23 protein-coding genes are annotated in these 24,021 nt (G+C 69.1%); 7 read left to right on the top strand and 16 right to left on the bottom strand.

The window, feature by feature from the left end:
- The first annotated feature begins 21 nt into the window (after nucleotides 1-21).
- Nucleotides 22-1,593 carry an FMN-binding glutamate synthase family protein gene (locus tag E8A74_RS13830; RefSeq protein WP_211365354.1) on the top strand — a complete coding sequence of 524 codons (1,572 nt, stop codon included), beginning with the start codon at nucleotides 22-24 and terminating at the stop codon, nucleotides 1,591-1,593.
- A gap of 95 nt (nucleotides 1,594-1,688) precedes the next feature.
- Here E8A74_RS13830 and E8A74_RS13825 read toward each other — a convergent pair whose 3' ends face one another.
- The 15 genes from E8A74_RS13825 to E8A74_RS13755 form a co-directional block, all read right to left on the bottom strand.
- Entirely contained in the window at nucleotides 1,689-2,090 is a 402-nt protein-coding gene (locus E8A74_RS13825; RefSeq protein WP_136929460.1) for a hypothetical protein, read from the bottom strand.
- A gap of 183 nt (nucleotides 2,091-2,273) precedes the next feature.
- Nucleotides 2,274-3,131 carry a DUF6544 family protein gene (locus E8A74_RS13820; protein WP_136929459.1) on the bottom strand — a complete coding sequence of 286 codons (858 nt, stop codon included), beginning with the start codon at nucleotides 3,129-3,131 and terminating at the stop codon, nucleotides 2,274-2,276.
- 20 nt (nucleotides 3,132-3,151) lie between these two features.
- Nucleotides 3,152-3,673 (bottom strand): hypothetical protein, encoded by a 522-nt coding sequence (locus E8A74_RS13815; protein WP_136929458.1) that lies wholly within the window; start codon nucleotides 3,671-3,673, stop codon nucleotides 3,152-3,154.
- 33 nt (nucleotides 3,674-3,706) lie between these two features.
- Nucleotides 3,707-5,389, bottom strand: coding sequence for an IgGFc-binding protein (locus E8A74_RS13810; RefSeq protein ID WP_136929457.1), 1,683 nt, complete (start codon nucleotides 5,387-5,389; stop codon nucleotides 3,707-3,709).
- 61 nt (nucleotides 5,390-5,450) lie between these two features.
- Entirely contained in the window at nucleotides 5,451-6,281 is an 831-nt protein-coding gene (locus E8A74_RS13805; RefSeq protein WP_136929456.1) for a pyruvate, water dikinase regulatory protein, read from the bottom strand.
- A 72-nt stretch (nucleotides 6,282-6,353) separates the two neighbouring features.
- A complete protein-coding gene (dnaJ, locus tag E8A74_RS13800; RefSeq protein ID WP_136929455.1) occupies nucleotides 6,354-7,469 on the bottom strand; it encodes a molecular chaperone DnaJ in 1,116 nt (371 codons plus the stop codon).
- Between the two features lie 69 nt (nucleotides 7,470-7,538).
- On the bottom strand, nucleotides 7,539-8,423 hold the full coding sequence (locus E8A74_RS13795) for a hypothetical protein (protein ID WP_211365362.1): 885 nt from the start codon (nucleotides 8,421-8,423) through the stop codon (nucleotides 7,539-7,541).
- Between the two features lie 132 nt (nucleotides 8,424-8,555).
- Nucleotides 8,556-10,031, bottom strand: coding sequence for a purple acid phosphatase family protein (locus E8A74_RS13790; protein ID WP_136929453.1), 1,476 nt, complete (start codon nucleotides 10,029-10,031; stop codon nucleotides 8,556-8,558).
- A gap of 69 nt (nucleotides 10,032-10,100) precedes the next feature.
- Nucleotides 10,101-10,955 carry an MBL fold metallo-hydrolase gene (locus E8A74_RS13785; RefSeq protein ID WP_136929452.1) on the bottom strand — a complete coding sequence of 285 codons (855 nt, stop codon included), beginning with the start codon at nucleotides 10,953-10,955 and terminating at the stop codon, nucleotides 10,101-10,103.
- 4 nt (nucleotides 10,956-10,959) lie between these two features.
- Nucleotides 10,960-12,144, bottom strand: a complete 1,185-nt coding sequence (locus E8A74_RS13780) for a thiolase family protein (RefSeq protein WP_136929451.1) — start codon at nucleotides 12,142-12,144, stop codon at nucleotides 10,960-10,962.
- A 47-nt stretch (nucleotides 12,145-12,191) separates the two neighbouring features.
- Nucleotides 12,192-12,827: an RNA polymerase sigma factor gene (locus E8A74_RS13775; protein ID WP_136929450.1), complete on the bottom strand. Its 636-nt coding sequence runs from the start codon at nucleotides 12,825-12,827 to the stop codon at nucleotides 12,192-12,194.
- A 213-nt stretch (nucleotides 12,828-13,040) separates the two neighbouring features.
- Nucleotides 13,041-13,343 (bottom strand): type II toxin-antitoxin system RelE/ParE family toxin, encoded by a 303-nt coding sequence (locus tag E8A74_RS13770; protein ID WP_136929449.1) that lies wholly within the window; start codon nucleotides 13,341-13,343, stop codon nucleotides 13,041-13,043.
- Complete coding sequence (locus E8A74_RS13765) at nucleotides 13,340-13,579, bottom strand: hypothetical protein (RefSeq protein WP_136929448.1); 240 nt, start codon at nucleotides 13,577-13,579, stop codon at nucleotides 13,340-13,342. Before E8A74_RS13765 ends, E8A74_RS13770 begins: the two co-directional genes overlap by 4 nt.
- A 36-nt stretch (nucleotides 13,580-13,615) precedes the next feature.
- A complete protein-coding gene (locus E8A74_RS13760) occupies nucleotides 13,616-15,274 on the bottom strand; it encodes an NAD(P)H-hydrate dehydratase (RefSeq protein ID WP_136929447.1) in 1,659 nt (552 codons plus the stop codon).
- Nucleotides 15,271-16,059 (bottom strand): pyridoxine 5'-phosphate synthase, encoded by a 789-nt coding sequence (locus E8A74_RS13755; RefSeq protein ID WP_136929446.1) that lies wholly within the window; start codon nucleotides 16,057-16,059, stop codon nucleotides 15,271-15,273. Before E8A74_RS13755 ends, E8A74_RS13760 begins: the two co-directional genes overlap by 4 nt.
- A 362-nt stretch (nucleotides 16,060-16,421) precedes the next feature.
- Between E8A74_RS13755 and E8A74_RS13750 the strand changes: the two genes are divergently transcribed.
- A complete protein-coding gene (locus E8A74_RS13750; protein ID WP_136929445.1) occupies nucleotides 16,422-18,491 on the top strand; it encodes a monovalent cation:proton antiporter family protein in 2,070 nt (689 codons plus the stop codon).
- A 363-nt stretch (nucleotides 18,492-18,854) separates the two neighbouring features.
- On the opposite strand, the gene htpG is transcribed toward E8A74_RS13750, so the two are convergent.
- Nucleotides 18,855-20,777, bottom strand: coding sequence for a molecular chaperone HtpG (htpG, locus tag E8A74_RS13745; RefSeq protein WP_136929444.1), 1,923 nt, complete (start codon nucleotides 20,775-20,777; stop codon nucleotides 18,855-18,857).
- A gap of 80 nt (nucleotides 20,778-20,857) precedes the next feature.
- Between htpG and hemB the strand changes: the two genes are divergently transcribed.
- From hemB to E8A74_RS13720, 5 genes are read left to right on the top strand one after another with little or no spacing between them, the layout of a single operon-like run.
- Nucleotides 20,858-21,841: a porphobilinogen synthase gene (gene hemB / locus E8A74_RS13740; protein ID WP_136929443.1), complete on the top strand. Its 984-nt coding sequence runs from the start codon at nucleotides 20,858-20,860 to the stop codon at nucleotides 21,839-21,841.
- The gene (locus tag E8A74_RS13735) at nucleotides 21,841-22,332 is read left to right on the top strand and encodes a hypothetical protein (protein ID WP_136929442.1); all 492 of its coding nucleotides are present in this window, start codon (nucleotides 21,841-21,843) and stop codon (nucleotides 22,330-22,332) included. Before hemB ends, E8A74_RS13735 begins: the two co-directional genes overlap by 1 nt.
- A gap of 14 nt (nucleotides 22,333-22,346) precedes the next feature.
- Entirely contained in the window at nucleotides 22,347-22,772 is a 426-nt protein-coding gene (locus tag E8A74_RS56010) for an AlbA family DNA-binding domain-containing protein (RefSeq protein WP_136929441.1), read from the top strand.
- Nucleotides 22,664-23,011 (top strand): hypothetical protein, encoded by a 348-nt coding sequence (locus tag E8A74_RS13725; protein ID WP_170229108.1) that lies wholly within the window; start codon nucleotides 22,664-22,666, stop codon nucleotides 23,009-23,011. Before E8A74_RS56010 ends, E8A74_RS13725 begins: the two co-directional genes overlap by 109 nt.
- Nucleotides 23,008-24,006, top strand: a complete 999-nt coding sequence (locus E8A74_RS13720) for a ParA family protein (RefSeq protein ID WP_136929439.1) — start codon at nucleotides 23,008-23,010, stop codon at nucleotides 24,004-24,006. Before E8A74_RS13725 ends, E8A74_RS13720 begins: the two co-directional genes overlap by 4 nt.
- The last annotated feature ends 15 nt before the right edge of the window (nucleotides 24,007-24,021 follow it).

Genomic DNA, 24,021 nt, shown 5'->3' with positions numbered 1-24,021 from the left:
GCGCCCCGGAGGTAGCCCGCCGTGTGGATCATCCTGGCCGTCTTCGCCGTCCTCGTCGTCGCCATCGCGATCTACGACGTGACGCAAACGAAACACGCGATCCTTCGCAATTTCCCGATCATTGGGCATTTCCGCTACCTGCTCGAAGCAGTGGGGCCGGAGCTGCGGCAATACATCGTCACGAACAACGACGAGGAGCGCCCCTTCAGCCGTGATCAGCGCCGGTGGATCTACTCGTCGGCGAAAAAGGAAAACAACTACTTCGGGTTCGGCACCGACAACGACCTGGAGCAGAGCCCGAACTACCTCATCGTCAAGCACGCGGCCTTCCCGCTGCCGGAGCTGCACGCGGGCGAGCCTGGCTACGACCCCGGCTACCGCGTGCCTTGCGCAAAGGTGCTCGGCGGCAAGCGGGGCCGGAAGAAGGCATTTCGCGCGAATTCGGTGATCAACTCGTCGGCGATGAGCTACGGCTCGCTCTCCGGCGCGGCTGTCGAGGCGATCAACCGCGGCGCGAAGATCGCGGGCGCCATGCAGAACACCGGCGAGGGCGGCGTATCGCCGCACCACCGGCACGGCGGAGAGCTCGTCTGGCAAATCGGCACGGGGTATTTCGGCTGCCGCGACGCGCACGGGCGCTTCAGCATGGAGCGATTCCTGGAGTCGGTCGCGTCGGCGCCGATCCGCGCGATCGAGATCAAGCTGAGCCAGGGCGCGAAGCCCGGCCTCGGCGGCGTCTTGCCAGGCGCGAAGGTGACGGCCGAGATCGCGAAGATCCGCGGCATTCCGATCGGAGAAACCTGCATCAGCCCCGCCGCACACACGGCGTTCGCCTCGGCCGACGAGATGCTCGATTTCGTGGAGAAGCTCGCTGAGGCGTCGGGCCTGCCGGTGGGGATCAAATCGGCGGTCGGTCAGGAGAAGTTCTGGCACGAGCTCGCGAAGCTCATGGGGCGCGGCGATCGGGGCGTCGATTTCATCACGATCGACGGCGGCGAAGGCGGCACGGGCGCGGCTCCGCTCGTGTTCAGCGACCATGTGGCGCTGCCCTTCAAGATCGGGATGAGCCGCATCTACCGCACGTTCGCGGAGGCCGGGATCGCCGAGGACGTGGTCTTCATCGGCTCGGGCAAGCTCGGCTTCCCGCACGCCTCGCTGCTCGCGTTCGCGCTCGGCTGCGACATGGTGAACGTGGCGCGCGAGGCGATGCTCTCGATCGGCTGCATCCAGGCCCAGGAGTGCCACACGGGCCGGTGCCCCACGGGCGTCGCCACGCAAAACCGCTGGCTCGTGCGCGGGCTCGATCCGACGGACAAAGCGGCCCGATTCGCGAATTACGTGACCAGCCTGCGCAAGGAGCTGCTGCAGCTCGCGCGGGCCTGCGGCGTGCCGCATCCGGCGCTGGTGACGCTCGACGAGCTGGAGATCCTCGACGACCGGCTGCACGCGCGCTCGGCGGCCTCGGTGTTCGCGTATGAGCCGGGCTGGGGCCGTCCCTCGGCGGCGGACATGGAGGCGATTCACGCGATCATGGTCGGCAAACCGGCGCCGGCGCTGCCCAGCGGCGAGGGGCTCGTCATCGCGCCGGCCTGACCCGCGTTTCTTCGAGCCTTCGAAAACGAAAGCGCCGCCCGGGAGGGGCGGCGCTTTTTCATTTCACGTGCGCTCCGGAGAGCGGCGCGAAAAACTCACTTCGCTTCGACGGGGATCGAGATCGTCTCGGTGAACGGCTCGCACGTCTTCTCCGTGCAGACCGCGCCCTTGAGCTCGGCCTCGATGGTCCTCTTCCCGGGCGCGGCGGCCGTCGCGACCACGCTGAAGCTCAGCTCTTCCTTCGAAACCTTCGCGTCGGCGGCGACGAGCTTCGCCTTCTCGAGCGTCACGCCGTCCGGCGCCTTGAGAATGAGCTTGTGCGGGTACTCGAGGTTGACGTGATAGTCGCCCTTCGCCTTGATGGTCACGGTCGCCGTGGCCTTGTCGCCGGACTTGCCGGACGCGGGCGAGATCTTGAGGTCGTACTTGTCGCCCGCGAATGCGGCGCCGGCAAACGCGAGGATAGCAACAGCAGCGAGCGAAAGGGCTTTCTTCATGACGACCGTCCTCCTACGTGATTTCGTTTCAGCACGTCCCGTGCCAGACGTCAACGCCCGCTGCACACCCGGAACGGTCGCGAGGAAGTACCGTATCCTTGCGATTTTTCGTCGTTACGGGCCGGGACGTCAGGAGACGCAACATACGGGGATGGATCAAGTACGGACCGGGTGGGGAAATATTCATCCACCCAGGGGGACGATCCGCTGTTCGGCGCGATAAAACTCGAACCGCTGGTCCGTGCCGTGCCAGTACGCGACGCGGACCCGCGAAGGGATGGTGAGGCCGCCCTCGGTGCGCTCCTCGTCGACGTCGACCCCGAACGGGATCCACGTGAAGCGCTTGTCCTTGGTCTGGTTCGACCAACGAAGCAGGCTCGCCGAGCGCACCGCGCCCGTGTCGTCGATCGTGATCGCCACGGTGTGCGGCTCGCCCGCGATCCGAAGCGTGGCGCGGATCGCGTCGGGCCCCTCGACCTCCCAGCGCACGCCGCGCGAAGGGAGCAACGCCGCCGGCGAGAGGATCGATTCGAGCGCGAGCCGGCCCGCCGCAGAGCGGCGCACGTCGAGGCCCCGCGCATGCGACACGGGGAGCGCGCCGATCGCATAAAACTCGCTGCCCGCGTCCTCGCCTTCGAGCCAGTCGGACCCCACGAAACGGCTGCCCCCCGTGCCGACCGCCGCTTTCCACACGAACCCGCGCGGCGGCGCGAGGAGCGCCTCGGCCTCCATCGAACGCCAGGCGTCCGTCGGCGACAGGCGCATCTCGCCGCGAATCGCGAGCCGCACGGCAGGATCGAGGGGCGCCCCCTCCGCGAGCGCATGCCGGAAGTAACGGGCCACGGGCTCGGGCAGGTCGTCGAGCTCGCGAGGATCGAAGCGACCTTCGCTCGGCCGGGGCAGGAGCGCGCGCCACCTTCGCTGCAGGACGCGGTCACCATAAAGCCGTCGGCCCGCGAGCAGAACCGCGCCGCCGAACAACGTGCCCGTGACCCCGTAGAGGATGCGGGGGATCAACCTGCCACCGCCACGAGAAGCCATCCGCTCCTTCGCCTTTCCTTTCAGGGCGTCGCGCCGGCGTCCATCTTCGCACGCGAGAGCAGGATGGCCACCTCCATCGGCGTGAGCGTGCCGCAGAGCTCGCTCATCGCAGGTTTCAGCGTCTCGGCGTGGGGCTCGAACCCCTCGGCCGTGACGAGCACGTTCACCGGGCCGCTCGTCCAAAGCTCGCACAGGAGGGTCGCGAGATCCGTGGGCGGTGGCTTGCTTCGATCGACGTTGCAAACGAAGTTCGCGCCGTCGTCGAGCGTCTTCCACGTGGTCGCGTCGGACAGATCGAACGGTGGTTCATCACCCGCGCTCCACTCGACGACGATGCGCAGATCCGGCGGGAGGGGCTCCCCCTCCGCGCGGACGTCGAGGACGAAGAGCGGCTCGGGAGGTCGTACGGGACAACCCCCCTCGCCGCCATGTCCTCCGTCTACATCGGGAGGTGGAGGTTTGGGATGCTCACACGCCGAAAGTCCTGCAAGGACGGCCCCCAGGAGCCCTAAGCTGAAGACGAACGCTCTGCGTGAAGACACAGTGCGTCGAAGAATAACTGATTTTCCCGACGATCACTTGGGCGGGGGCGGGGGCGGGGCGATGGCGGCGAGGTTCAGGCCACCGGGGTACTGGTAACTCGTCTGCGCGCCGTACCCCATCACCTGAATTCCCACGGGCTCCGTCGCGGTGAGCACGTGCGAGCCATTCTTTCCAGGCCCGAGCGGGAGACGCACAACGCCGTACCCCGAGCTGATCACCGTCGGCGTCTGGGCCACCGGCTGGCCATCGAGGACGAGCTGCGCCCCGACCGGCTGGACGACGTCGACGTAACTCTCGTCGTAATCACTCGGCGCGAGGAAGACGTATTTCAGGCGGTACTGCTCGACGGCCGTCGCGAGGCTCTGCGCGGGATCTCCCTTCGGCTCGGTGCTGAACGGGTCGATGAGCGAGGAGCCAAGCTGGAACATGCCGACGGCGAACTCGTGATCGCCGCTGATCTCGAAGTTGACGTTCACCTGGCCGAGATCGAAGACCTGACCCGCATTGATGCTGAGCGGCGCGCCCGGCGGGGTCTGGCCGGCATACGTGAGCTTCGTGCCGTTGACGTTGCCGTAGATACGCACGACGTGCCCGACGGGGCCGCCGCCCGGCGAGGTCGGGACCGTCACGATGTACCGCTTGCCGAGCGTCTCGGCAGGGAAGACGGACTCCTCGATGTGATCACAATACCCGCTCGTCAGCGGGACGTTGATGCACGGCACGCCCGCGATGACCTGCACAGGTTTCGTCGCAAAGACCTGCGAGCCGGAGGGGTCGGCGTTCGGCGAAAAGACGATCTCGACGACCTCGCCACGGTTCACCGTGAACGACGCGAGGCCGTTCGGGCCCGTGCTCGGCAGGCCGCCGCCACCGACGATCTCGCCGGCCCCAGAGAGCTTCACCTGCACGCTCGTGCCGTCCTCGGTGCCCGTGATTGCGAAGTACGAGCCGATGTTCGCATCCGGCCAGCCGGCGATGCCCGTGACGCGATAGTTGCCGGTCATCGCCGTGCTCGGCAAGAGGAGCGAGGCGTCGTTGGAGTAGGACAAACATTCGCCGAGGCACTCCGGACCGGGGCACGTGCTCCAGTCCTTGCCGGGCGGTCCACCCTGCGGGCCGTATTCGAGCGCGTTGAACTGGTAGACCGTGACGGGGCGCGTGGTCACGAGGTGATAGGCGCCGTCCGGCACACGCACCGTGTTCGAGAGCGGCGTGGCGCTGCCACACGAGTTGGCGTCCGGGCCCTTCAGCTCGGGCACCCACGGCAGGTAGATCTTCGCGAGGTCGTTCGGCGGGACGGTCGCGGTGGCGATGGTGTTGGCCCCACGCGTGACCGTGACCTCGGCAGGCTGATCCCCCGCGTTCGCCACGACGACCGCGTAGTCGAAGATCGACCAGACGTTGTTCGCGACGACCGTCGGCCAAAAGTCGCAGCCGATGTACGTGCGCGCCGCCGCGGCCTCTGCGCACGTCGTCGGATCGACGCCGGGATCCCCGCCGCCGAGCCCTCCCGAGCCCCCCGAGCCGACGAAGATGTCGCCGCCCATGCCGCCGCTGCCCGGACCGCCCGGACCGCCCGGTCCTTCCCCTCCCGCGCCGCCGTCGCCGAACTCGTTCCGGTTCGACGTCGCAGAGCAGGAGACTGCGAGGACTCCCGGAACGAGGAGGAGCGCAAACGCAACGAAAGCTGTGTGCTTGAGCCGGGCTGAAGTCATGCGCCCGATTATCCGCCCCGCGCCGCGTCAGGCACAAGGAGGATCGGGCGCGCCCTTCGGCTCAGTGCGCGGCTCGGTTCCGCTCGTGAATGCTCTCCAGGATGATGACCGCCGTCTCCTCGATCGCGCGGCCCGTGACATCGACGACGGGCCACTCGGGGTGCGCGCGGAAGATGTTGTGCGCGAAGTCGAGCTCCGTGCGCACGTGCTCCCGCATCGCGTAATTCGTCTCGGGGGGCATGCCGAGCTGGCGCAGACGCGCCTGGCGGATCTCGCAGAGCTGATCGAGGCCGATCGTGAGGCCGACGATGCGATCACTCGGCGCCTCCTCGATCTCGTGCGGGAGCGGGACGCCGAGCACGAGCGGGAGGTTCGCGACCTTGAGGCCGCGCTGCGCGAGGAGCGTCGAGAGCGGCGTCTTCGAGGTGCGCGAGACGCCGACGAGGATGATGTCGGCCTTGCGGAAGTTGCGCGGCTCCTTGCCATCGTCGCTCTTGACGGCGAACTCGACGGCCTCGATGCGGCGGAAATACTCGTCGCTGAGCGGGAGCATCGCGCTCGGCAGGTTGATCGGCTCGCGATCGAGGAACGTGCCGAGCTTGCCGATGAGCGAGCCGATGACGTCGATCGCCTCGATACGCAGCTCCGCCGTCGCCGAGTGGATGAACTCGCGCAGCTCGGGGCTGACGACCGTGAACACGAGCAGCGCGCCTTCCTTCGCGGCACGCTCGAGGACCGGCCGCGCGACCTCCTTCGTGCGCACGCGCGTGTGCAGGCGGATCTGCACGCCTGCCTGCGGGAACTGGAGGAGCGCGGCGCGGACGACCTTCTCGGCGGTCTCCCCCGTCGAGTCGCTCAGCACGTCGATGAACTTGGACATGGGCTTGCTCATTCTCGTCTTCGTCTCGGTCGGATCGCGGAGGGCTTCTGTGCTCGTTCGAGCCACGCCGCTCGAACGACAAGCCTACCCAAAAAGGCTCTTCAACTTGTCCATGAAACTCTCGCGTTCGGGCTCCTGCGGAATTTCGCCCAAGGTCGACGCGAGCCGGGCGATGAGCTCCTTCTGCTCGTCCGTGAGGCGCGTCGGCACTTCCACGCCGATTTCCACGAGTTGATCGCCACGACCGCCCATGACGCGGCGCACGATGCCCTTGCCTTTGACGCGCAGCACCGCGCCCGGCTGCGTCCCCGCGGGGATGCGCAACTTGCCCTTGCCTTCGAGCGTGGGGACCTCGACCTCGCCGCCGAGCGCGGCGACCGGGAAGGAGATCGGGACCGAGCAGACGACGTCGTCGCCGACGCGCCGGAAAAATTCATGCGGGGCGACGCGAATCGTGAGCTCGAGGTCGCCCGGCGCGCGATCGGGGCGCGTGCAGTTGCCGCCGCGCTCGACGAGGCGTGTGGCGCCGTTCTCGATGCCCGCGGGGATCGTGACCTCGATCGTGCGCGGCTTCGCGACGACGCCCGCGCCGCGGCAGCTCTTGCACGGATCGAGCACGATGCGGCCCGTGCCGCGGCAGCGCGTGCACGGCCGCTCGACGGCGATCGGAAAAACGCCCTGCTGCATACGGACGCGGCCGCGGCCGAGGCAGAGGCTGCACCGCTCGGTCTGCGTGCCCTTCGCCGCGCCGACCCCGCCGCAGTCATTGCACGGCTCGACGCGCTCGTAGGTGATCTCCTTGGTGCAGCCGAACGCCGCTTCCTCGAAGCTGATGCGGATCTCTTTCTGGAGGTTGCCGCGGTCGCCGACCTTGATGCCGAGCGCGCCGAGCAGGTCGCCGAAGAGCCCGTCGATGTTGAGGTCGTTCAGGTCGACGTAGCCCGCGCCGCCGAAGGGGCTGCCCGGCTGCGCGCCGGCGCCGCCGACGCCCATCGGGCCGAAGCGATCGAACGCGGCGCGCTTCTGCGGATCACTCAGGATCTGGTAGGCCGCGTTGATCTCCTTGAAGCGCTGATGCGCCCCGTCGTCACCCGGGTTCTTGTCCGGGTGGTGCTGCCCTGCGAGCTTGCGGAAGGCGCTCTTGATCTCGTCCTGCGTCGCCGAGCGGTCGACGCCGAGCACATCGTAGGGATCGCGCACGGAGGCCGGAATAGCACCGATCCGGACGAGGGCCCAGGGGGGTGAGGGCCAGAACGGACGGGGGCGTGCTCAGGGGAGAACTTTGCGCGTCGGGCACTCGCCGTCGCCCTGGTAGTCGCCGAGCGTGCGCGCCTGCGCGAGGACGTAGTCGTACGCGGTCTCGATGGGCACGCCGGCGAGGCTGTACTTGTCGGGCGGGAACACGGCGGCGGCCTGCGTCGCCTTCAGTTCGTCGAGCGTGGTCTCGCCATCGTCGTTCGCGTCGGCGTCGGCGATGTACTGCGCGTAGCGCGCCGTGACCTCGGCGCCGGCCGTGATGTTGTTGAAGAACCAGTGATCGCCGTGGATCGTGGGTTTGACCGGCACGCTGCCGCCGGCCGGGACCGCGAAGCCGGGGATCTCGTCCTCCGTCGCGCAGTCGTCGTACGAGGCGCCCGCGGCGAGGCCCCAGCGGAACGTCTTCTGCGTGGTGCCGTTGTCGAGGGTGCCCGCGATGTAGAGCGACCATCCGTTGTCGACGAGGAGCGAGACGTCTGCCTCGGTCGTGTTCCCGAGGCCCTTGGCGCCGGGTTTGGCGTTCGGCAGATCGAAGCCGAAGCGGTCCCAGCGCGTCGCGCTCACGCCCTCGAACGTCGCCACCACGTAGCCGCCCGCGGGGACCTTCTTCAGGTCGAGGACGTACACGTCGGGCGCGGAGAGCGCCTCGGTCGCGTCGGAGCGCGAGGCGCGGATGTTGCCGATCGCGACGAGAAAACGGTCGTAGGTGACGCTCCAGCCGTCCTGGATGTCCTCGTCGCCCATGCCGGCGGAAAGGCCGTTCGGGATGGTGTCTTCGGCCTCGACGAAGACCTGGGCCGAGCCCTTCTCGGCCGTCGCGCCGTCCTCGCCGCCGCATCCGACGACGAAGAGGGCCACGCTCCCGAGGGCGAGGAGCTGCGCACGAATCCCGCACATTTGCTTCACTTGACTCACCTCCGCAAAAGCAACGCGGACCAAGTAGCAAACGAGTTGCAGTAGCGCAAGGGCGAACGGGGGCCCTCGCGCGGCGCATCGGCGCGCGCGTGGGAGCGCCCGGGGCGGCGCGGCTCACTTCGAGAGGGTGATCATGTCGATGACCGGGTCGGTCTCGTCGGGCCGGATCTCGTGCGACTCGATGGTCAGCGAGGTCTTGTTGGCCTTGAGGAACGAGTAGAAGCCGAACACGGTCTTGCTGTCGTAGGCCGCGCTGACGCCGGTCCACGTGCTGACGCCTTTGCCGTACGCATCGGCGCCCGCGCCGGCGCAGACCATGTAGACCGTGCCCTTCGCGGGAGGCTCCTGGACCACGGGCTCGAGCGTGCCCTCGGCGAGCGGGCCGGTGAGCGGCTTCGTGCGCTCGTAGTTGTGGTCGTGGCCGAGGACGATGAGGTCGACCTGGTACTTGTCCCAGATCGGCACGAAGAACTGCCGGCCGAGCAGGACATCGGAATCGGTGCCGTGCGAGGAGGAGGAGAACTCGGCGTGGTGGTGCATGCCGACGATCCAAGGCACGTTCGCGCGATTCTGGTTCGCCGCTTCGAGGTCCTTCTCCAGCCACGCCTTCAACATCGGGGCGTAATCGGGTTTTCCGGTCGGGGACGTGACCCAGAAGTCATCGACGACCACGACGTGGACCGGGCCAATGTCGACCGAATAAAAGAGCTCGGGATAGTCGGCGAATTTCGTCGTGTCCTGGGGGAGCACGACGCTGCTGTAGAAATGCGTCGTGTGGTTCTCGTGGTTGCCGTGCGTCGAGAGCGTGAGGATCTGCCCGAGCGTGAGCAGGCTCCCGTCGGCGTCCTTCGCCGCGAGATCGAGCCATTTGTGCCATTCGCTCTGGTCGGTGGCGAAATTGATCATGTCGCCCGAAAAGAGCTCGGCCGTGACGCCGGCCTTCATCATGCGGCGCTGGATCAAGCGCCAGGCCTGGTTGTCCTGGCCGCGCGCGTCGCCCGAGACGCCGAGGACGACCTCGGCATTGGGATCCTTCGGCGTGGTCGTGAAGGAATGGACCTCGCTCCAGACCTCCTTGCCCGCGGGGCCGCCGCCGACGCGATAATAATAGGTCGTCGCGGGGGTCAGGCCGCAGAGGTAGGCCTCGTGCATGCGGTCGTCGCCTTGCGGGGCGATGAGGCCCTCGGGGGTCACCCACGTGACGCCGCCCTTGCGATTCGCCGCGGGCCAGGTCGCCGGGTCGGGCGTGGTGCCCCACTGAATCTCGCTGGCGAGCGTCTCCGGGTCGGTCTGCCAGCCAAAGCCCGCGGAGGTCGCGGGATCGGCGCGGCCCGGGGACCCGATCTCGACGTTGCCGCCGAGGCCGAGGCGAACGCGGCGGATGTCGGGCGCGGCCGAGGTCTTGGCGCTGCCGCGCTGGAAATTCAGGTATTCGGGGCGGGTGGCGATCTCGAAATCGCACCCCTCGGGCCGGAAACGCTCGATGTTCGGCTCGGGCGGCGGGGGCGGGTTCTGGTTCGGCTCGTCCGCGCAACCGACGGCGAAGAGCGCGCTCCCCACGAGCCCCAGGGAAATCAGCGTTCGTTTCATCAAGCGTTCCTCCACCCGAAAGACGGCGAGCGGAGGCAGCCTAGGCCGGCCCGGCCCCGGCGGGAAGAGTTACCCGGCGGCGAGGCGATAGCCGCCGTCCCCGGTGCGCAAGACGCGCCCCTCGCGCTCGAGCTTCACGAGGTGCGCTTCGAGGCTCATCCGCGCGAGGGGCCAGAGCAGAGGCGGCGTATCGGCGTAGGCGACGGGCAGGAGCGCGTCGAGGTTCGCGCCCTCGGCAGGCATCGAGGCAAAGGCCGCGACGACCTTGGCCTCACGCGCGAGGCGATGCGCGATGTACCGGCGGAAGAGCGTGGTCGGCTCATCGATGGGATCGCCGTGCGCGGGGAGCGCGACCGCAGCGGACAACCCCGCGAGGCGATCGAGCTGCGCGAGGTACTCGATCATGTCGCCGTCCACGGGCTCGATGAGGATCGTCCCCTCGCTCGCGACCATGTCCCCGACGACCGCGGTGCCCGTGTCCTCGTCGAAGAGGCAGACGTGACCCGGCGCGTGGCCCGGGGTGTGGAGCACGCGGAGCGGCATGGGGTGCGGCCCATCGAGCACGATCCGCTCGCCGTCCTCGATGTGGCGATCGACGCGCGCCTCCCCGGCGAGGCGCGCGGCCGTCTCGCGGTGCGCGAGCAGCGGCAGGCGCAGCTCGTTCGCGAAGAACCAGGCGCCGCCCACGTGATCGACGTGATGATGCGTGAGGACGATGCCGATGGGGTGACGGCCGCGGCTCGAAAGGGAGCGCGCCCACGCGAGCCACGCGCGCCGCTCGTCGTCGAACGGCGTCGCGGGCTCGATGAGCAGCACCTCCCGCTCGCCCAGCGCGTAGCTGTTCGTGTGGGTGGCGGGAGGCAAGGTGGGTGTGAGCGCGGGAAAACGCTCGACGCCCAGCGTGACGCGCCACGGCCGCCCCATGGCTCTACCGCTCGAGCACGACGGCGAGCGCCTCGCCGCCGCCGATGCACAACGTCGCGAGGCCGCGTTTGTCGCCGCGATCCTTCATGGCGTGGATCAGCGTGGTGAGCATGCGCGCGCCCGTGGCGCCGATGGGGTGGCCGAGCGCGACGGCGCCGCCGCGCACGTTGACGCGGGCGTTGTCGATGCCGACGAGCTTGTTCACGGCCAGCGTGACCACGGCGAAGGCCTCGTTGATCTCCCAGACGTCGATCTGCTCCTTCGTGAGCTTGGTCCGCGCGAGCGTGTTCTCGACGGCGGCCGCGGGCGCGGTCGTGAACCACTCCGGCTCCTGGGCGGCGCCGCCGTAGCCAGCGATCCGCGCGAGCGGCTCGAGGCCGAGCTCCTTCACGGCCTTCTCGCTGGCGAGCACGAGCGCCGAGGCGCCGTCGTTGATCGACGAGGCGTTCGCCGCGGTGATGGTGCCGTCCTTCTGGAACGCGGGCTTGAGCGTGCCGATCTTGTCGGGCCGCGCGGCGGGCGGCCCCTCGTCGAGCTTCACGACCACGGCGTCGCCCTTCTTCTGCGGGACGTTCACGGGCACGATCTCCGCGTCGAAGAGGCCTTCCTTCTGCGCGGCGAGGGCGCGGCGGAAGCTCTCCTTGGCGAAGTCGTCCTGGGCCTCGCGCGAGAACTCATACTTCTTGGCACACAGCTCGCCGGCGTTGCCCATGTGGAAGTTGCCGTAGGGATCCCACAGGCCGTCGTGGATCATGCCGTCGACGATCTTGTTGTCGCCCATGCGGTAGCCGCTGCGCGCCTGCGTGAGGTAGTACGGCACGTTCGACATCGACTCCATGCCGCCCGCGACCACGATCTCCGCGTCGCCGAGCGCGATGCTCTTGGCGCCGAGGATCACGGCCTGCATGCCCGATCCGCAGACCTTGCCGACGGTCGTCGCCGGCACGTTCTTGGGGATGTTCGCGTAGATCGCGGCCTGGCGCGCGGGGGCCTGGCCGACGCCGGCGCCGAGCACGTTGCCCATGAAGACCTCGCCGACGCGGTCGGCCGGGACCTTCGCGCGCACGAGCGCGGCCTCGATGGCAGCGGCGCCGAGACGCGGGGCGGGGAGGGCGGAGAGGGCGCCGAGGAAGGCGCCGATGGGCGTGCGGGCGGCGCCGACGATGTACACGGGAACGGGCAAGGTCATCGCATCCTCCGGGAGCTCGGGCGCAGCGCGCGCCCCGGAGAAGCGAACTACTCCAACATGTTGCACTGCACAAGCGACGCGTCCCGATCGGCCTCGAGGGCCTTGGCGAGCAGGCGCCTGCCGCGATGGAGACGGCTCATGACGGTGCCCACGGGCACACCGAGCTTCTCGGCGGCGTCCTTGTAGGTCATCTCCTGGAGGTCCACGAGGATGAGCGCCTCGCGATACACCTCCTGGATGGCTTCGAGCGCGCGGAGGGTCGGCGGCGAGAGCGCGGTCATCTCGGAGACCGCGGGCGCGGCCGTCCACGCGTTCGGGTCGGAATAGAGGACGTCGAGGGCGCGGCGCTCGCGGCGGTTTCGGCGGCACTTCGTGATGAAGACGCTGAAGAGGATCTGGTGGACCCACGCCTTCAGGTTCGTGCCGGGGCGGTACTGGTTCTCGAAGCGGAGGGCGCGCTCGACGGTGTCCTGCACGAGGTCCTCGGCGAGGGCGCTGGAGCGCGACATGCGGAGGGCGCGGCCGAAGAGCTCGGGGGCCAGCGCGGCGACACCTCGGCGGAGCTCCTCGATCGAGTTGGCCTGGGGGTTTGGGGGCGTAGCTCGGCTCGTCCGAGCGAAGCCCCCAAGCGTAGACCGCGACTTCGAGGGGACGGGCGTGGTGGCGAGGGCCTGAGCGAACATGGCGACGTGACCTCCTGGTGCTCGGGGCCTTTCGCAAGGCGGGTGCCCAGGCGTGGCACGTTCTAAGTGATTGGAATCATTGGGACGCCACAGGACGAGTGTCCCCCCGGCGTGTCAAATCGACACCGGGGCGTGTCCAGGCGCCAACCTGGCGTGGGAAGGCGGGGGATCGGTCGGGCGTTGGCGACCCCTTCTCGGCTCGCGGCCCCTACGTCACCGAAGGGACGGTGACCGCCGTCGGCGCGTGCTCCAGATGGAGAGGATGACGACGAGCGCCTTCGTCGGGTGGTACCGGTAGTACACGTAGAACTGCGTCTTTTCGAGCAGGAGCCGCCGAACGCCCGCGGGACCAGCCTGGTATTCGGCGCCTAGCTCGGGAACGGCGCGGAGAAGGCGAACGGCCTGCGCGAGCTCGGCGACGAACGTCGACCACAGCCCTGTCGCATTCGCCTGACACCACGCCTCGATGCGCTCGAGCTCTCCGAGCGCGCGCCGGGCGAAACGAACGTCCGTCATGAAGCGCGAGCGCGAAGACGAGCGATCACCTCGTCGGCGTCGACGGTGTCTCCGGCGTCGTCTTGCGCGATGCCCTCGGCGAGCGCCGCGTGGAGGGCTTCACGCGCCTCGTCGTCGAGGTCGTCGAGGGCATCCCCCCCGACCGCGACGAGCTCCACGACGGCCCCCTCCGGCAGCTCGGTGGGCTCATCCAGCACGAGGCGGCCGTTCCGCACGCTTGCTTTCAGGGCGAGCATCGGAGGGAGCCTAGCACGCAGACGCGCGCCCTTCGGTCAGCTCGCGAGCGGATCCGCCCCCCGGGCCAGGGCCGCGAGGATCTGCGGGACGAGGTCCGGGATCTCCCCGGCGAAGAGGCCACGATCGCAGCCGGTGCGGGCGCGCCACAGATCGCCGGCGAGCGCGTGCACGAGGACGCCCGCGCAGGCCGCTTCGTCGGCCGACATGCTGCACGCGAACGCCGCGATGAGGCCGGTCAGGACGTCGCCCGAGCCAGCCGTGGCGAGGGCCGGGTTGCCCGCCATGCAGATGAACAGGCGCCCCTCGGGCGTGGCGATGATCGTGCGGGCGCCCTTGAGGATGACCGTGGCGTTCGTGCGCCCGACGGCCTCGCGCACCGCGCCGAAGCGGTCCTGCTCGATCGCGGCGCCGCTGCGACCGAGCAGGCGGCCGAGCTCGCCCGGGTGCGGCGTGAGGACGAGGCGGCCTTTGGCTTTCGCGAGCGACTCGGGGCGGCCCGCGAAGTGCGTGATGGCGTCGGCGTCGACGACCTTGAAGCCGTCCCAGCCGAGCACGACGTGATCCACGGCCGCGCGCGCCTCCGGGCCGAGGCCGAAGCCAGGGCCGATGGCCACGGTGCGGCGGCCGGCGAGCGCGGCGTCGAGCGAAGGGCCGATGCGGGTCGGGTCGATCCGTGTCGTCATCACTTCGACGACGCGTGATTCGAGCGACGTCGCGGCCTCGGGCCAGGTGCCGATCGTGACGAGGCCGGCGCCCGCGCGCATGGCGGCCCGCGCCGTCAGCAGCGAGGCGCCGAGCTTGCCGGGCGAGCCCGCGATGACGAGCACGTCGCCGGCCTTGTGCTTGTGGACGCTCGCCTCGCGGGGCGCGAAGTACGAGCCGACCGTCTCGCGGCGGATGACCTCGGCGACGAAGCCGACGTGCGTGAGGATCGGCGGGTCGGGCACGCCGAGGTCGACGACGTGCACGTTGCCCGCGAGGCGCGCGCCCTCGGGCGTGAGCATGCCGATCTTGAGGTGGCCGAAGGTGACGGTGTCGTCGGCGCGCACCGCGATGCCGAGCGGCGCGCCGCTGTCGGCGTCGAGCCCCGAGGGGATGTCGAGCGCGACGCAGCGCGCGGCCGCGTCGTTGAGCACGGCGATCACGTCGGCGAGGTGGCCGGTGATCGGCCTGTCGAGGCCCGTGCCGAAGAGGGCGTCGATGACGAAGTCGGCGCGCGTGAGGGCCGTGTGCAACGGGCCGAGGCCCGCGCCCTCGGGCAGCTCGAAGAAGCGGCCGCCGAGGTCGATGTAGGCGTCGTGGTTGATGCGCGCGTCGCCCATCACCTTCTCGCTCTTGCCGGCGAGGTAGACCTCGACCTCGGCGCCGCGCGCATAGAGGTGGCGCGCCACGACGAACCCGTCGCCGCCGTTGTTGCCCGTGCCGCAGACGACGACGACACGCGCTTCGAGCGGATACGTGGCGGGCTGCCCCGGGCTCTGCACGTGGCGGACCGGGAACGAGCGGGCGCGGGCGGAGATCGCGTCGGTCTCGCGGCTCGGCGTGTGCCGGCGGCGCGCCTCGATCATCGCGGAGAGGACGTCCGCCGCGCCGCGGCCGGCGTTCTCCATGAGGACGACGCCCGGCACGTGGCAGGTCTCGATCGCGTACTTGTCGAACGCGCGCATCTGGGCGCGCGTGAGCACGGGGATCATCGGGACCGACCCCGGGCGTTGTCAGCGTTCGGGGGCTCCGCTCCGGCAAGCGGAGCTCTGCCCCCGAGCCCCCGATCGACGGCCCTTCGAAGGTCCCGCACGGCGCGATCGAGCCCGAAGAAGACGGCGTCGGCGATGACCGAGTGGCCGATGTTCACCTCGACGATGTCGGGGATCGCCACGACGGGCCCGACGTTGTGGCGGGTCAGCCCATGGCCAGCGGCGATCTCCAGGCCGAGCGCCGCGCCGCGGGCCGCGGCGCGCTTCAGCCGGTCGAGCTCGTGCTCGGCTTGCTCGCCCGAGGCGTGGCAGTACTCGCCCGTGTGCAGCTCGATCTGCGCGACGCCGAGCGCCGCGGAGGCCTCGACCATGGCCTCGTCCGCGCCGATGAACAGGCTCACCTTGATCCCGCGCTCCTTGGCCATCTTCACGGCGGCCTCGACGCCCGCGCGTTGCCCGATCACGTCGAGCCCGCCTTCGGTCGTGCGCTCCTCGCGGCGCTCGGGGACGAGCGTGATCACGTCGGGACGCACCCGCGACGCGATGTTGATCATCTCCTCGGTCACGGCCATCTCCAGGTTCAGGAGCGTCTGGACCGAGGCGCGCAGCCGCGTGACGTCGTCGTCGGTGATGTGACGCCGATCCTCGCGCAGGTGCGCGGTGATGCCGTCGGCGCCGGCCGCTTCGCAGAGGCCCGCGGCGAAGACGGGATCGGGGTAACGCGTGCCCCGCGCGTTTCGCACGGTGGCGACGTGATCGATGTTGATGTGCAGCCGAACCGCCATGGGGCGGGACTCTACGACGAACACGCGCAAGGTCGAAGCACGCGCACGAACGAAGCGCACCGAAGCGCGGACAAGCGCGGGCGGACGCGGAACGAGGTTTCAGGTCGAAGCGCTCGGGACAGCAGAACCAGGGACACGGCATCGGACGGCGTGCGATCGATCACATCGTGACGCAGGCCCGAGCTCGGCTCGACCCGGAGGGTGCTGCACGAGCGCGGCATCGCCGTCGCGTTTGCCCACGGAGGCGAAAGAGGCTCCGTGGGGCGTCGTCCCTCGGCAGTTCATTTGTACACCAATAAAAGTTGGTTCACGATCGGCCGTGATCTCTTGAATCGAGGCGCGTGAGCGCTACTTCTCGAAGAATGCAGGACGCGCACGCCTTCCTTCAGACCCTCGCTACCGTGCTCGGCGTCGCGGCGATCACGACGGTCGTTTTTCAGCGAATCCGGCAGCCGGTCGTCCTCGGATACATCATCGCCGGCCTCGTCGTCGGGCCTCACCTGCCCCTGCCGCTGAACGCCGACACGAGCACGGTCCAGACCCTCTCCGAGCTCGGCGTCATCCTGCTGATGTTCGCGATCGGCCTCGAGCTCAACATCGAGAAGCTCGTGCGCGTCGCGCCCACCGCGGGCGTCATCGCGGTCATCCAGGTCGCGCTCATGATGTGCGCCGGCGTCGTCGTGGGTCGCGCCTTCGGCTGGACGCAGATCGAGAGCATCTTCGCGGGCGCCGCGATCGCCATCTCCAGCACGACGATCATCGCCAAGGTCTTCGACGAGATGAAGATCGAGCCGCGCCTCCGCGAGCTCGTCTACGGCGTCCTCATCGTCGAGGACATCCTCGCGATCCTGCTTCTCGCCGTGATGACCACCGTCGCGACCGGCAGCGGCCTCGACGCGACCACGCTTCTGCTCACGACCGGCAAGCTCGTCGGGTTCCTCGTCGTCATGGTCGTCGCCGGCCTGCTCGTCGTGCCCAGGCTCATGCGGTACGTCGTGCGGCTCGGCAGGCCCGAGACGACCATCGTCACCAGCATCGGGATCTGCTTCGGCTTCGCGCATGCCTGCGCCGCCATGCATTACTCGGTGGCGCTCGGCGCGTTCGTCGCGGGCGTGCTCATCTCGGAGTCCGGCGAAGGGCACACCGTCGAGCACCTGATCGTCCCCATCCGCGACATGTTCGCGGCCATCTTCTTCGTATCGGTCGGCATGCTCATCGAGCCTTCGCTCGTGCTCGAGAACTGGGTCGCGGTCCTCGTCCTCTCGGTCGTGGTCGTCGTCGGCAAGGTCGTCGGCGTGGGGCTCGGTGGCATCGTGACGGGCTGCGGGATCCGCACGAGCGCACAGGCGGGCCTCAGCCTCTCCCAGATCGGCGAGTTCTCGTTCATCATCGTGGGCCTCGGCTCCACGCTCGGCGCGACGCGCCCGTTCCTCTTCGCGGTCGCCGTCGCGGTCTCCGCGATCACGACGCTGACGACGCCCGCGTTGATCCGTCGCTCGGAAGGCGCCGCGCGTTTCGTCGAGGACCATGTCCCTCGCAGGATCGGCACCTTCATCACGCTCTACAGCGCGTGGATCGAGCGCGTGCGCACGGCGCCCGCAGCCGCGACGACAGGCGCACGGCTGCGACGCCTCGGCGTGCTGCTCGTGCTCGACGCCGCCTTCCTCGTGGCGCTCCTCGTCGGCGGCGGGCTCTTGCACGAGCGCATCCAGCACGCAGCCGCCTCGTCCCTCGGGCTGAGCGAGGGCGCCTCGCAAGTGCTCGTCTTCGCCGCAGCCGCGCTCGTCGTATTGCCGTTCGTCTTCGGGATCGTCCGCCTGACGCGCGCGATCGGCCTCACGGTCGCGGGCGACACGAAGATCGGTCGTCCCGTCGCGCTCGTCGTGCAGCTCGGGCTCCTCGTGGCAACCGCGGCCGCCTCGGTCACGGCCGTCGAGCCCTTCGTGCCCCCGGGCGTCGGCATGTTGCTCCTCGTGGCGATCGCCTTCATCGCGATCGTCTCGTTCTGGCGGAACGCCCGGCAATTCGAGCTCGAGGTGCAAGCCGGAGGGACCGTCGTGCTCGACGTGCTCAAATCAAAGCTCGCCGGCGAGGCGACAGCGCACGCGGCGCACGGAGAAGGTCACGCCGCGGCGCCGCCCCCCGCTCCGAACGACGCGCCCTCGTTGCTCCTCGGGCTCGGCGCGCCGCGTCTCTTGCGCATCGCCCCCGGAAGCACGGCCGTCGGGCGAACCCTGGGCGAGCTCGACCTACGGGCCAAGACCGGCGCCGCGATCCTCGCGATCGTGCGCGACGGCAAACCCTCGATGATGCCCGGCCCGAAGGATCAGCTCGAGGAGGGCGACATCGTCGCCGCCGTCGGCTCGGAGGAGTCCCTTTCGAGCGCGGAGGCCCTGTTCACGGCACTGGAGGGGGACGTGCAGCCCGCGTGAGCCGCTCGCGCCGGGGCGCTGCCCCGGACCCCGCGGGGGCTGTCCGCCCCTCGACCCGGACCAGGCACGGCCTGGACCGGGGGTGGAAGAACTGCGCGGTGCGCAGTTCTTCCAACGGGCCGGTGGCAAGACCATGGAGGTGGGTTCCAAGCTGGCGACGGGTACGTTGCCAGTTGAAACGTCAGCGCTGCTGTCTTGGTCGGCAGTGTCGTCGCCCGTCTTGCCCCTGGCTGTTCGATGAACTGCGCACCGCGCAGTTCATCGACCCCGAGTCCAGCGCTTGCGCTGGTCCGGGTCCAGGGGTGGACAACCCCTGGTCGGGTCCGGGGTGAAACCCCGGCGCAACGCCTTCGACCCGCTGCCTTACCGCGCCACGGCCGCGTTGCTGGCCTGGACGAGCAGATCCTGGATGTGCTGCACGAGCTTGGCCGGGTCGACCACGACGCCTTCGGCGAGCAAGGCTTGCTCGTAGAGCAGCTCGGACCAGAGCTTGATGGGCTCTGCGCTCGGGTCCTTCTCGGCGAGCGCGCTCAGGTTCTTCACGATGGGGCTCTCGGGGTTGAGCTCCAGGATGCGCTTCGCCTGGGGCGCGTCCTCGCCCATCATGCGCATGATCCGCTCCATGTTGACGCCGAGATCGCCTTCGGCAGCGACCAGGCAGCTTGCGCTGTCGGTCAGGCGGCGTGAGGCGCGCACGTCCTTCACCCGCTCGCCGAGCGTGGCCTTCACGGCGGAGACGGCGCTCTTGATCTGCTCGTTCGCCTTCTCGTCGGCCTTCTCGTCCTTCTCGCCGAGATCGATGTCGCCGTGCGCGATGCTGCGCAGCCGGCGCTTTTCGTACTCGTTCAAGGTCTGCACGACCCACTCGTCGACGGGCTCCGTCATGAAGAGGACGTCGTAGCCGCGCTTCTTGAAGGCCTCGATGTGCGGGCTCTTCTCCAGCCCGCGGCGGCTCGTACCCGTCAGGTAGTAGATCTCCTTCTGCGACTCCGGCATCGCCGCGACGTACTGCTTCAGCGAGATGAGCTCCGCCTCCGGCGTGTTCATCGAGCCGAACCGGCAGAGGTCCGCGATCGCGTCCTTGTTCTTCCAGTCGACCGACACGCCCTCCTTGAGGACCTTGCCGAACTCGTTCCAGACCTTCTTGTACGTCTCGGGCTCGCTCTCCGAGAGCTCCTTCAGGCCCTTGAGAACTTGCTTCGTGATCTGCGTCTCGATCTGCTTCAGGGCCTTGTCCTCCTGGAGCATCTCGCGCGAGACGTTGAGCGAGAGGTCCTCGGAGTCGACTACGCCGCGCAGGAAACGCAGGTAAATCGGCGCGACCTTGTCGCAGTCCTCGACGATGAGCACCCGCTTCGCGTAGAGGCGGATGGCGCGGCGATCCCGCTGGAAGAGGTCCGGCGGCGCCTTCTCGGGCACGTAGAGCAGCGCCTGGAACTGCACGGGCGCGTCGATCGAGACGTGCAGGTGCCAGAGCGGCTTTTCGCCCTCGTAGCCGCCCGTCACGTGCCGGAAGAACTCGGCGTGTTGCTCCTCCGTCACCTGCGACTTCGGCAGCGACCAGAGCGCCGCCTTGCGGTTCGAGACCTCGCCGTTCACCGAGATCGGGAAGTGCACGAAGTCCGAGTATTTGCGGATGATCTCCTTGATCCGGTAGGCCTTCGTGTACTCGCGCGCGTCCTCCTTGAGGTGCAGCGTGATCTTCGTCCCGGGGTGCGCGCGCTCGCCCGTCGCGACGGTGAACGTGCCGGATCCCCCGGAGCGCCAGAGCACGGGCTCGGCCTCGGGGAGCATGGAGCGCGTCTCCACGTCGACCCGCGCGGCGACCATGAACGCCGCGTAGAAGCCCACGCCGAACTGGCCGATGAGCTTGACCGCGCCGTCCTTGTCCTGGCTCGCGCGCAGGGCCTCGGCGTGCGACTTGAGGAACTCGAGCGAGCCGCTCTTCGCGATGGTGCCGAGGTTCTGGACGACCTCGTCGCGCGTCATGCCGACGCCGTTGTCCTCGATGACGATCGTGCGGGCCTCGTCGTCGAGCTGGATCGAGATCGCGGGCTCACCTTCCTGCTCGGTCACGTCCTTGCGCGTGAGGCCGAGGAAGCGGGCCTTGTCGAGCGCGTCGGAGGCGTTCGACACGAGCTCGCGCAGGAAGACCTCCTGGTTCGCGTAGAGCGAGTTGATGACGAGGGAGAGGACCTGCTGCACCTCCGCCTGGAACGGCATCTCCACGGCGGGAGGAGACGCGGCCGGCGGCGCTTCGGGGGTCGGGGGGGCTTCTTGGGTCATGGCGACGACGAAATGGATCCGGTTTTTGGAAATGCAATCCCCCTCCCCGCACGAAATGAGGCGCTGCTAGAGTCCCTCGCGTGTTCCCGACCGAACGACCCCGCAGGCTCCGCCGCTCGCCCGCGATCCGGAGCCTGGTCCGCGAGACCTCCCTCGCCCCCTCGGACTTCATCCTGCCCCTCTTCTTCCACGAGGTGCTGGACGAACCCCGCCCCATCTCGACGATGCCGGGCGTCTTCCAGCTCCCGGTCGCCGCGGCCGCCGAGCAGGCGCGGCAGGCCCGCGCCCTCGGCCTCGGCGGGGTCATCCTGTTCGGCTTGCCCCGGACCAAGGACGCGAGCGGATCGTCCGCCTACGATCCGAACGGCCCGGTGCCGCGCGCGGTCGCGGCCCTGAAAGACGCCGCGCCGGACCTCCTGGTGATCACGGACGTCTGCGTCGACGAGTACACCGAGCATGGGCATTGCGGGATCCTGAAGCCGGGCCCGCGCGGCGAGCTCGAGGTCGACAACGACGCGACGCTGGAGGTCCTGGCGAAGGCGGCGGTCGTGCATGCGGCGGCGGGCGCGGACATCGTGGCGCCGAGCGACATGATGGACGGGCGCGTGGGCGCGATCCGCCGCGCGCTCGACGGCGAGGGGCACGAGGGCACGGCGATCCTGTCGTACGCGGTGAAGTACGCGTCGAGCTTCTACGGTCCGTTCCGCGAGGCCGCGGACTGCGCGCCGAAGTTCGGCGATCGCGCGGGCTACCAGATGGATCCGGCGAACACGCGCGAGGCGCTGCGCGAGGCGCGGCTCGACGAGGAGGAGGGGGCGGATCTCCTGATGGTGAAGCCCGCCCTGCCCTACCTCGACGTGATCGCGAAGGTGCGCGCGGCGTCGCCGCTGCCGCTCGGCGCGTACAACGTGAGCGGCGAGTACGCGATGATCAAAGCCGCGTCGGCCGCGGGGATGATCGACGAGAAGCGCGCGGTGCTGGAGCTCCTGACGTCGATCCGGCGCGCGGGGGCGGACTTCATCCTGACCTACCACGCCGTGGACGCGGCGCGCTGGCTCGGCTGATGGGCCGCGCGACACGCTGGGGGATCGTCGCGGCCGCGCTCGCGCTCGTGGGCTCGAGCGGCTGCAACGCGATCAACTCGATCGGCCCGAACTGCGACCGCTCCACCGAGACCAACACGCCCGTCCGGTACACGGAGGGCACGGTGGAGCACGGCGTCTACATGAGTGCGCCGTGGAACGGGGAGCTGCTCTGGTTCCCCGCGGGGATGCGGTACGAGCTCGAACACGGGCTCGGCGAAGTGCCGCGGTTCGTGGACATCTGGCTGTCGTTCAAGAAGTGCGGGACGGGCGAGAGCACCATCGCGCCCGCGGCGGGCAACCAGGCGGAGCTGCGCACGGTCGACACGAACAAGCTCGTGATCGTGAACGGGAGCTGCGTGGACTACTGGCTGCTCGTGGTGGCGGGGACCGGCGACGGAGAGCCGAACCCGCCGGCGGATCCGGACGCGATGCCGCAGGGGAGTTGCCCGGTCGAGGACGCGGGGATGTGAGGGGGTGAAGGGCTGTGCTGACCGAGCAGGAGATCGCGAGCTTGGCGGCCGACTTGGAGAGCTTTCGGGTCGAGCGGAAACAATCGTTTGCACCCGTAAAGAGCTCGATCGAGGAGGCGATTTGCGCCTTCGCGAACGACCTGCCCGGCACGGGAGAGCCGGGCGTTCTCTTGCTCGGCGTACACGACAAGACCGGCGAGCCCACGGGACTCGAAGTCACCGACCTGCTCCTCCAGCAGATCACGGGCATCCGCAGTGACGGCGCGCTCCTCCCCTTCCCCGTCATGCACGTGTACAAGGGGCCACGCTCTCGGGGAAGGACATCGTCGTCGTGGAGGTGCAGCCCTCCCACGAGCCGCCCGTGCGCCTGCGCGGTCGTGTCCGCGTCCGCGTGGGCCCCCGTCGGGATACGGCCACGCGGGACGAAGAGCGCATCCTGACCGAGCGTCGTCGCAACTGGGATGGACCGTTCGATCAGCGGCCCGTGCATGGAGCCACGCTCGACGATCTGGACCTGAAGCTCTTCCAGCAAGAGTTCCTCCCTAGCGCCGTCGCCCCGGAGGTCTTGCGTGAGAACGGCCGTTCGATCCCCGAGCAGCTCGCGGCGCTGCACCTCGCATCGCCAGACGCAGTCCCCAATGTGGCAGGGCTACTCGTCCTCGGGAGGGCCCGCGTATGAAGCGCGTGGCGTTCTTCAACAACAAGGGGGGCGTCGGCCAGACGACCCTCGTCTACCACGTCGCCCACATGCTGGTGGACCAGGGCCAGCGGGTGCTTCTCCTCGACATGGATCCGCAGTCCAACCTGACAGCCCATTGTCTGGACGAGGAACGTCTCGAAGAGCTCTGGTCCGACCAGGCAAACGAGCCACGAACCATCCTCGACGCCTTGCAGCGGGGCCTGCGTGGTGGCGGTGATGCCCATGAACCGCACGTGGAAGACCTGGGAGACGGGCTCGCGATCGTGCCCGGCGATATCGGCCTGTACGCTCTCGAGGAAGAACTCGCGGATGCGTGGGTACGGTCGCTCGATGGCAACGACCAGGCCTTGCGCACCCTCTCGGCCATTCATCGCATCGTCACCGTGGCCGCCGAGCGCCACCACGCAGACGTCGTCCTCTTCGACGTGGCGCGCGGCCTCGGCGCCATGAGTCGTGCAGCGCTCCTCGCAGCCGACTTCATGATCACTCCCCTGGCCCCCGACCTCTACTCCCTGCAGGGGCTTCGTGCCCTTGGGCCCGCGTTGCGCAACTGGCGAACGGATTGGACGAAACAGCTAGCTCGAGCTTCCGCCCCGGAGTTCGCTGGACCGGCTCTTCCCATGAGGCCGCTCGGCTACGTCGTCATGCAGTCGACCGTCCCCACGTGGCAGGGTCGCGCGCTCAAGGCGTACGATCAATGGTTGCACCAGATCCCGGTCGAATACCACCGGTCGGTGCTCGCAGAGCAGGGGCCTGCCCCCACGCCTGACCCCTGGTGCCTGGGGACCATGCGCAACTATCACAGCCTGGTGCTCCTCGCCCAGGACGCACGGAAGCCGATATTTCACCTGAAGCCTGCAAACGGTGCCATCGGCGCACGCATGGATGCGGTGCTGCGCTGCCGCGAAGACTTCGAGCGCCTCTCCACAGCCATCCTCGCTCGTGCCGACGAGCTGAGCGCCCAAGCCCCGTAGCCTCGTCCTCCCGCC

The sequence above is a fragment of the Polyangium fumosum genome, assembly GCF_005144585.1.
Classification (GTDB): Bacteria; Myxococcota_A; Polyangia; order Polyangiales; family Polyangiaceae; genus Polyangium; species Polyangium fumosum.
The sequence above is the reverse complement of the archived record's forward strand: the minus strand, read 5'-3'. Positions and strand labels throughout refer to the sequence as shown.